General features: G+C 71.5%; 6 protein-coding genes, 1 tRNA gene and 1 riboswitch. Of the genes, 2 read left to right on the top strand and 5 right to left on the bottom strand.

Annotated elements, in window-relative coordinates:
* Positions 1-51: 51 nt before the first annotated feature.
* From hpt to K2Z83_RS23555, 3 genes are all read right to left on the bottom strand, one after another.
* The gene (hpt, locus tag K2Z83_RS23565) at positions 52-594 is read right to left on the bottom strand and encodes a hypoxanthine phosphoribosyltransferase (protein ID WP_220597623.1); all 543 of its coding nucleotides are present in this window, start codon (positions 592-594) and stop codon (positions 52-54) included.
* 14 nt (positions 595-608) lie between these two features.
* Complete coding sequence (gene tilS, locus K2Z83_RS23560) at positions 609-2,105, bottom strand: tRNA lysidine(34) synthetase TilS (protein WP_220597622.1); 1,497 nt, start codon at positions 2,103-2,105, stop codon at positions 609-611.
* Positions 2,106-2,168: 63 nt separating this feature from the next.
* Positions 2,169-2,243: transfer RNA gene (locus tag K2Z83_RS23555), tRNA-Met, on the bottom strand.
* 107 nt (positions 2,244-2,350) lie between these two features.
* On the opposite strand from K2Z83_RS23555, the gene K2Z83_RS23550 reads away from it, so the two are divergent.
* Both K2Z83_RS23550 and K2Z83_RS23545 read left to right on the top strand, forming a co-directional pair.
* Positions 2,351-3,448 (top strand): [LysW]-lysine hydrolase, encoded by a 1,098-nt coding sequence (locus tag K2Z83_RS23550; RefSeq protein ID WP_220597621.1) that lies wholly within the window; start codon positions 2,351-2,353, stop codon positions 3,446-3,448.
* Positions 3,449-3,490: 42 nt separating this feature from the next.
* A riboswitch (cobalamin riboswitch) is annotated at positions 3,491-3,634 on the top strand.
* A gap of 187 nt (positions 3,635-3,821) precedes the next feature.
* A complete protein-coding gene (locus K2Z83_RS23545) occupies positions 3,822-4,916 on the top strand; it encodes a prenyltransferase/squalene oxidase repeat-containing protein (protein WP_220597620.1) in 1,095 nt (364 codons plus the stop codon).
* 66 nt (positions 4,917-4,982) lie between these two features.
* Here the strand turns inward: K2Z83_RS23545 and K2Z83_RS23540 are convergent, their stop codons facing one another.
* Entirely contained in the window at positions 4,983-7,409 is a 2,427-nt protein-coding gene (locus K2Z83_RS23540; RefSeq protein ID WP_255604446.1) for an NAD-binding protein, read from the bottom strand.
* A 15-nt stretch (positions 7,410-7,424) separates the two neighbouring features.
* Complete coding sequence (gene trpD / locus K2Z83_RS23535; RefSeq protein WP_220597619.1) at positions 7,425-8,447, bottom strand: anthranilate phosphoribosyltransferase; 1,023 nt, start codon at positions 8,445-8,447, stop codon at positions 7,425-7,427.
* Between the last annotated feature and the right edge of the window lie 287 nt (positions 8,448-8,734).

Raw genomic sequence — 8,734 nt, 5'->3', positions numbered from 1 at the left:
AGGGCGAGTTTTGCGGTATTGCGTAGATTGGCACAATCTGCAATCTGCAATCTACAATGTATACACCTCAGGCCTGAGCACGCCGATATAGGGCAGGTTGCGGTAGCGCTCGGCGTAGTCGAGGCCGTAGCCGACCACAAACTCATTGGGGATATCGAATCCGAGGTAGTCCACCGGCACATCGGCGGTGCGGCGCTCGGGCTTGTTGAGCAGCGTGCAGATGCGCAGGCTGGCCGGGCCGCGCCGCTGCATCTGGCTGCGCAGGTAGGCCAGGGTCAGCCCGCTGTCGATGATATCCTCGACGATCAGCACGTGGCGCCCGGCCATGTCGACATCGAGGTCCTTGAGCATGCGGACAACGCCGCTCGACTCGGTGCTCTCGCCGTAGCTGGCGACAGCGATGAAGTCGAAGGAGAGCGGGATGTCGATGTTCCGCACCAGGTCCATCATGAACATGGCGCAGCCCTTCAGCACGCCCACCAGCAGCAGGTTGTCGGCATCGCGGTAGTCGGCGGAGATCTGCGCGCCCAGCTCGCGCACCCGGACCTGGATCTGCCCCTCGTCGATCAGCACCTTGGCGATATCAGCGTGCATCGTGTGGCCGCTCCTCATTCTGTCTCTCTGACGATCCCCACCCAGATCACCGCCCCGCCGCGCCCGCCGGCGCGCGCATCGGCGCGCAGCCCGGCCACCCAGAGGATGGCCTCGCCGGCGACGAGGATGGGCCATGCGTCGCGCAGGCGCCGGGGCACCTTCCGGTCCACGAAGAAGTCCTGGAGCCGCCGGCCGCCGCGCCCGCCGGCGGGGCGGATGCGGTCGCCGGGCCGGCGGCGGCGCAGGGCCAGCTCGCCGGCCAGCTCCGCCGAGACGGCGACCCACCAGGGCGAGGGCTGGGCCGGCGGCTCCTCGGCGGCCACGCATGCCCAGCCGCCGCCGAGCGGCGTGCGGCCGGGCGCGACGAGGGCCAGCCGCCCGCCGGCGAGCTGGGGCGTGTCCGGCTCGGGCGGCGCCCCGGCGGCCCTGATCAGGGCGCTATTGTAGCCGAACTCCAGGCTCAGCCCGCCGGCGATCTCCACGCGCCGCGGGCTCCCGGCGTCGATCGCGGCGCGGGCCGCCTCGACCTGGGGGAAGCTCAGCTCGGGCGCGCCGAGGCGGGCGGCGGCGCGGCGCAGGGCGTAGCGGCGCAGGGCAGGGTGCAGATCGCGCCACGCCGCCAGGCCCAGCGCGACGCTGCCGGGCCGCTCGACGGCCAGGGCGGGCCATGCGGCGTCGAGGGCCCGCTGCATAAAGTCATAGTCGTCGGCGCAGATCCGGGCCGTGCGCCCGAGGGCCGCCACCACCTGGGGGTTCTCCTCGGCGAGGGCGGGCAGCAGGCGCTGGCGCACCCGGCTGCGGGCGTAGCGCGGCGAGCGGTTGCTCGGGTCGTCGGCCGGGCTGAGGCCGTGCGCGGCGCAGTAGGCCAGCACCTCGGCGCGGGAGGTGTCGAGCAGGGGTCTGATCAGCAATGTGGAATGTGGAATGTGGAATGTGGAATGTCGAGCATTGTCCTCAGCATTCAACATTCTCAATTCAACATTCAACATTCCCCCGGCCCACTCGCCCCAGCCCACCACGGGGCGCATGCCGCGCAGGCCGGCGGGGCCGGCGCCGCGCAGGGCGTGCAGCAGCACCGTCTCGGCCTGGTCGTCGGCGGTGTGGGCCACGGCCACGGCCTGGGCGCCCGTGTCGCGGGCGACCTGGGCCAGGAGGTTGTAGCGGGCGCGGCGGGCCGCCGCCTGCGCCCCCTCGCCCGAGGCGCGGGCCAGGGCCGGCACGTCGGCGCGGGCGATGCTGGCGGGGATGCCCCAGCCGGCGGCGGCCTCGGCCACCGCGCGGGCCTCGCCGGCCGACTGCTCGCCGCGGAAGCCGTGGTCGAGGTGGGCGACGTGGAGCCGCGGGCCGCCGGCGCGGGCGAGCGCCGCCAGCGCGTGCAGCAGGCAGAGCGAGTCGGGGCCGCCGGAGACGGCGACGACGATTAGGGCCGCGGGGCCGCGCAGACCCTGAGCCGCTAAGAACTCGCCCACCCGGTTCGTCAGCGCGTCGTGCATAAAAAAAGTGTTGAACATCAAGTGTCGAGTGCTGAGTCGTTACAACTCAACACTCAACGCTCAACACTCAACACTCACGTCTGGTGCCGAAGGCGGGATTCGAACCCGCGACCTAACGATTATGAGCCGTTTGCTCTACCGCTGAGCTACCTCGGCGGACGTCGACTATAGTACCATGCGGGGCAGGGGCGCGTCAAATGTATAACGGATGGGAGCGAATGAACGAATGCGGGCATTCGTCCATTCGCTCCCCGCTCGCTGATATGGTGCTATACTCGGGCCGCGACGGGGCGCTATGGAATAGGGGGCCTGCTGTGGACGAGCTAGAGTTTCTGACCGCGCTGCTGCGCATCCCCTCGCTCTCGGGGCAGGAGGGCGAGGCGGCGGCATTCCTCGCCGCGCAGATGCGCGGCTTCGGCTGGGACGCGTTCGTGGACCCGTCGGGCAGCGCCGTGGGACACCTCGGCGAGTCGGGGCCGCTGGTGGTGCTGCTCGGCCATATCGACACCGTGCCCGGCCTCATCCCGGTGCGGGTCGAGGGCGACCGGCTCTACGGGCGCGGCGCGGTGGACGCCAAGGGTCCCTTCGCCACCTTCGTCATGGCCGCCCGCCGCGCCCAGCTGGAGGGCCGCCTGCGCTGCCGGCTGGCCCTCGTCGGGGCCACCGAGGAGGAGGCCGCCAGCTCGCGCGGCGCCCACCACGCGAAGGGCCAGTACGCCCCCCAGCTCTGCGTGATCGGCGAGCCCAGCGGCTGGGACCGCATCACCCTGGGCTACAAGGGCCGCCTGCTGGCCCACTACCGCCACGCGCAGCCCGCCGCCCACAGCGCCGGCGAGCTGCGCGCCGCCCCCGAGCACATGGCCGACTTCTGGGCCGCCGTGCAGGCCCGCTGCGCCGCCCACAACGCCGGCCAGGAGAAGCTCTTCGCCCAGCTCATCCCCTCGCTGCGCCGCGTCGCCAGCGGCGGCGACGGCCTCCACGACTGGGCCGAGTCCACCGTCGGCCTGCGCCTGCCCGAGGGCGTGGACCCCGCCGCCCTCGCCGAGGAGCTGGCCGCCCTCGCCGCCCCGGCCGAGCTGCGCGCCGAGGGCGGCTGCCCGGCCTTCCGCAGCCCGCGCACCACCCCGCTCGCCGGGGCCTTCGTGCGCGCCATCCGCGCCCAGGGCGGCCAGCCCGCCTTCCTCCACAAGACCGGCACCGCCGACATGAACGTCGTCGGCCCGGCCTGGGGCTGCCCGATCGTCGCCTACGGCCCCGGCGACTCGCGGCTCGACCACACCCCCGACGAGCACGTGGAGGTCGCCGAGTACCGCCGGGCGATCGCCGTGCTCGCCGATGTGCTGGCGCAGGTCGCCGATTGACGCCCGCCCCGCCCTGTGCTACGATTGCGCCCATTAACAAGATCATAGAGACATCGCAGGGGGCCCGGAGGAAGCGAAGGGCTTAATGTGGGAAAGTCCGGTGAGAAACCGGCGCAGTCCACGCTGCTGTGAGTCGCGGCCACCCCGCGGCGAGCCAGAATGCCTACCCCTGCGGATACGCCGTTCACGCCCGCGCTGGTAAGGGGTGAGGTGGTCGCAGCGATCCGCATCCCTGCCTCTCCACACCCTCTCCACACCCTGGAGAGGTTTTTTTATTGCAGATTGTAGATTGCAGATTGCAGATTGCCGCTGCAACCGGCAATTCGTAAATCTGCAATCTGCAATCTACAATCTGCAATCCCAAGGAGCCACCATGCGCCGCACGCTCGCCGCCCTCGCGATCGCCGCCGCCCTGCTCGCCGGCCTCGCCCCGCCCGCCGCCCGCGCCCAGACCTCCGCACCCCGGGCCGCCGCGTCCGCCCTGGCCTGGGCCCGCGCCCAGCAGCAGGCCGACGGCGGATTCCCCGGCTTCGGCCCCGGCGACACCGCCGACGTCGTCTTCGCCCTCGTCGCCGATGGCCAGGACCCCGCCGGCGTGACGAAGGGCGGCAAGAGCCCGCTCGACTACCTGGAGGCCCAGGCCGCCGCCTACGTCGCCTCCGGCGGCGTCAGCGCCGCCGCCAAGCTCGCCCTCGCCGCCACCGCCGCCGGGGCCGACCCGGCCAGCTTCGGCGGCGAGAACCTGCTGGCCGCCATCGGCAAGAGCTACGACCCGGCCAGCGGACAGTACGGCGCCGATGTCTTCGGCCACGCCCTGGCCCTGCTCGCCATCCGCTCCGCCGGCGCCACGCCGCCCGCCCTCGCCCTCGACCGCCTCGCCGGCCTCCAGCTCGACGACGGCGGCTGGAGCTTCGACGGCACCGCCGCCACCGGCAGCGACACCAACACCACCAGCCTGGCCCTCCAGGCCCTCGTCGGCCAGCCCCAGGCCGGCGCGGTGCGCGCAAAGGCCCTCGCCTACCTGCGCAGCCAGCAGAACAGCGACGGCGGCTTCCCCTACTCCCAGTCCTCGCCCTACGGCCACGACAGCGACGCCAACTCCACCGCCAATGTCATCCAGGCCCTCGTCGCCCTCGGCCAGGACCCCGCCGCCTTCACCAACGGCGGAAAGGGGCCGGTGGACGCCCTCGTCGCCATGCAGAACCCCGGCGGCGCCATGCGCTACCAGAGCGCCCTGCCCGACGATAACGCCCTCGCCACCTACCAGTCGATCGCCGCCCTGCTCGGCAAGGCCTTCCCTCTGAAGGTGACGAAGGTCGCCGGCGCCCAGGCCCTCGTCGCGCCCGCCGCCGGCCTGCCCGCCACCGGCGCGCCCGCCCAGATGCCCGCCGCCGGCCTGGCCCTCGCCGGCCTGGCCCTCGCCGCCGCCGGCCTCGGCCTGCGCAGGATCGTCCGGGCGTACCCGTAGGGGCGCAGCAGTCGCAGACGTTTCCACAGCCTCCAGGCCTATGCCATCCGGGCGACTGCTGCGCCCCTACCCGTGGATGATATGCGTACCTTCTTCCTGATCATCATCCTGGCCCTGACCGCCGCCACCGCATCCGCCCAGCCCGCGCCCCACCGCGCCGGCCTGGTGGTGCAGTATGGCGACGGCAGCGTCCAGACGGCCTGCGTCGCCTTCGAGGAGGACGAGATCAGCGGCATCGACCTGCTCGAGCGCTCGGGCATCCCCGCCGTCACCCAGTCCAGCGGGATGGGCGCAGCCGTCTGCAAGATCGGCCCCGAGGGCTGCGACTACCCCGCCGTGGGCTGCTTCTGCCAGCGCGACGGGGCGCGCGCGGTCTACTGGGCCTACCAGGTGCTCGACGGCGACGGCTGGCGCTACGCCTCCCTCGGCGCGGCCAACGTGCGCGTCCGCGACGGCGACGTACACGGCTGGGCCTGGGGCGCGGGCGACTCCAGCGAGGGCGCACAGCCGCCCGTCATGGGCATCGACGTGATCTGCGCGCCGCCGGCCAGCCCCACCGCCCCGCCCGCCGCGCCGGATGACTCGGGGCGGCGGACACCGGAGGCGGTCCCCTCGGCCAGCCCGGCACCGCTGGCGGCAGGGATTGACTCGACTCCTGCCCGATCCGGGCCCGGCTACCTCGCCTTCGCCGCCATCGCCGCCGTCCTCATCGCCGGCCTGATCATCGCCGCCCGCCGCCGTACGTAAGGGCGCAGCAGCGCCACACTGCTCGTAAGGGCGCAGCCGCTCGCCGACATCGAAGGCGTAGCCGACATCATACAGCACGGCGGCGGCGGCCAGCGCCGGCGCCGAGAGGGCCGAGGTGCTGTAGGCCGTGTTGATGCCGAAGAGGGCCGCCAGGCGCTCGGCGAGGACATCGCTGAACACCCGCAGCACCAGGTGGATGTCGGGGCGGCGGCCGCGCGCCGCCAGGCCCACCTGCACATTCAGCAGGTCGTTGCTGTAGAGCGAGGCCAGCGTGTAGGCCCGCGCCAGCCCGGCCTCCTCAAGCACCCGCGCGTCGCGGGCGTCGCCGCGCAGCGCCCGCACGCCCAATCCCTCGATCTCGGCGATGATCGGCGCCGGCGTCTCGGGCAGGCAGACGGCCACAATCTCCGAGTGCGGCGCGCTCGCCAGCAGCAGCCGGATCACCTGGATGCCAACCTGGCCGATGCCGCAGACGATCACCGTGTTGAGCTGGTCGCCGGAGGCCTTCGGCGGTAGCGAGCGCAGGAAGTCGATCTTGCTCTGGGGCGTGTTATCGAGCCGGGCGCGCTCCAGATCGTCGAGGCGCCCGAGCATAAGCACCACGTCGCCGGCGTCGATCTTCTGCATAACGCCGCGCCGGCGCTCGCGGCCTGCCGGGTCGCGGTGGCGCAGCACGCGCACCCGGTAGCGCTCCTCGACGCCGGCCACAAAGCCGGAGAGCATGCTCTCCGGCTCCACCGTGAGCTCGGCGATGCCTAGCATGCCCTCGGGCAGGCTGATCACCTGGACGATGGCGCGGCCCACCACGGCGGCGGCGAAGGTCGGCGCGGCCAGGGTCGAGATGCTGAACGCGGTGTTCGGGCCGAAGCTCTGCTCCAGGTTCGTGTCCAGCTCGCGGTTGTAGATGCGCAGCACCGTCTGGATGCCCGGCCGGCGGCGGCGGGCGGCGAGGATGATCTCGATGTTTGTCAGGTCGTCGTTGATCGCCGCGATCAGGCCGCGGGCGCGGCCCAGCCCGGCCTGCCGCAGCACATCGGGGTCGCGGGCGTCGCCCAGGATGACCGGCGCCTTCAGGCGCAGGGCGGTGGCCACAAACTCGCTGTCCCAGGCCGTCTCGATCACCACCACATCATAGCCGGCGTCGAGCAGCTGCAGCGCCGTGCGGTAGCCCACCCGGCCGAGGCCGCAGACGATCACGTGGCCGCTGAAGGTGCGGGCCAGCGAGACCTGCCACTGCTCGGGGCTGACGCTCTTATCGAAGATCAGCCGGCCGAGGTCGATCGCGCTCTGGAGCAGGAAGAACAGGCCGAGCAGCGGGATGGCGAAGAAGAGCAGCCGGCCCAGCGGGTCGCTGGGGAAGTCCAGGCCGCTCTGGAAGATCAGCAGCTGGAGCGTCTCGTAGAGCGCCTGGGCCAGGTCGACGCCACAGAGCGGCGGCGCGCAGCTCATCCTGGCCGGGAAGTAGTCGAGGAAGAGGTAGAGCGTGCCGCCGACCAGCACCAGCAGCAGGGCGACAAGCGGGAACCATGCCTGGCGCAGCAGGCGCACATCATCGCGCAGGTTGGCCCACACCAGCCGCCAGAGCGGGTAGCGCCGCCGCCGCTCGCGCAGGCGCTCCAGGCGCACCTCGTCCTCGGAGGCGGTCGGGCGGGGCGGGGGTGAACTGGACGCGCTCGGCATGTATAGTGCTATTGCAGATTGCAGATTGCAGATTGCAGATTGGAACAGCCAATCTACAATCTGCAATCTACAATCTGCAATCTACAATCTCGCGTTGCTCACTGCGACCATGCGCTCCAGGCGCGCCCGCGCCCGGCCCTCGTCGATGCTGGCGCGGGCCATCGCCAGGCCGGCCGCCAGATCGGGGGCGAGGTCGCCGGCCACCAGGGCGGCGGCGGCGTTCAGCAGCACCACATCGCGGCGCGGCCCCGTCTCCTCGCCGGAGAGGATGGCGCGCAGGATGGCCACGTTGGCGGCCACATCGCCGCCGCGCAGGGCCGACTGGGGCGCGCGGGCCAGCCCGAGGTCCTCCGGGGCGACCGTCTGCGGCGTGGGCTCCTTGCCGCCGCGCACATCGTAGATCAGGTTCGGCCCGCTCAGCGTCAGCTCGTCCACCCCGCCGTCGCCATGGACCACCAGGGCGTGGACAGTGTCGAGGCGGCTGAGGGCGCGGGCCAGCTTCTCGGCCAGGGCCGCGCTGGCCACGCCGAGCACCTGGTGGCGGGCGCGGGCCGGGTTGGTGAGCGGGCCGAGGATGTTGAAGGCGGTGCGGATGCCGATCTCGCGGCGCACCGGCCCGGCAAAGCGCATGGCCGGGTGGAACTTCGGCGCAAACATGAAGCCGATCCCGGCCGCGCCAAGGCAGCGGGCCACGCCCTCGGCGTCCAGATCGATCTTCACGCCCAGCCCCTCAAGCACATCGGCGCTCCCGCAGACGCTCGACATGGCCCGGTTGCCGTGCTTGGCCACCGTCAGGCCGGCGCCGGCCGCCACGAAGGCCGCCGTCGTGCTGATGTTGAAGGTGTGCGAGCTATCGCCGCCGGTGCCGCAGGTATCGGCGACCGGGCCGTCGAAGTAGACGGGGGTGGCCTTCTGGCGCATCACATCGGCCATGCCGGCGATCTCGGCGTCCGTCTCGCCCTTCAGGTGCAGCGCGGTCAGGAAGGCGCCGATCTGGGCCGGGGTGGCCGCGCCCGTCATAATCTCATCCATCACCATCGCCGCCTCGGCCTGGCCCAGGTCACGCCCGCCGACGACGGCGATAATCGCCTCGCGGATATTCACTGTAGCTCCCCAATCCTTGTATGCGTATGCCCCTATTGTATGCGCCCCCGCGCAGCCGGTCAATTGCGCGCGCGAGCGTACTATTGGTAGTAGGAGGTAAAAGCAGAAGTACTATTGTCCAAAAAGTTAGTATATGGTTAAATCGTCTATACGAGCTAAGCGCGTAGCATTCACAGACATTGCATAGCCGTGGGCGTACACTCCACCCAGCACCTCACCAGGCGTCACACGCAATCTGCACCCCATTATCGGCACCTACACTAAGGCATGTTTCAGAATCGGCCATT

Source organism: Oscillochloris sp. ZM17-4 (assembly GCF_019599295.1).
In the GTDB taxonomy this organism is placed as follows: domain Bacteria; phylum Chloroflexota; class Chloroflexia; order Chloroflexales; family Chloroflexaceae; genus Oscillochloris.
Note: the sequence above shows the minus strand (reverse complement) of the source record. Positions and strands in the feature narration are given on the sequence as shown.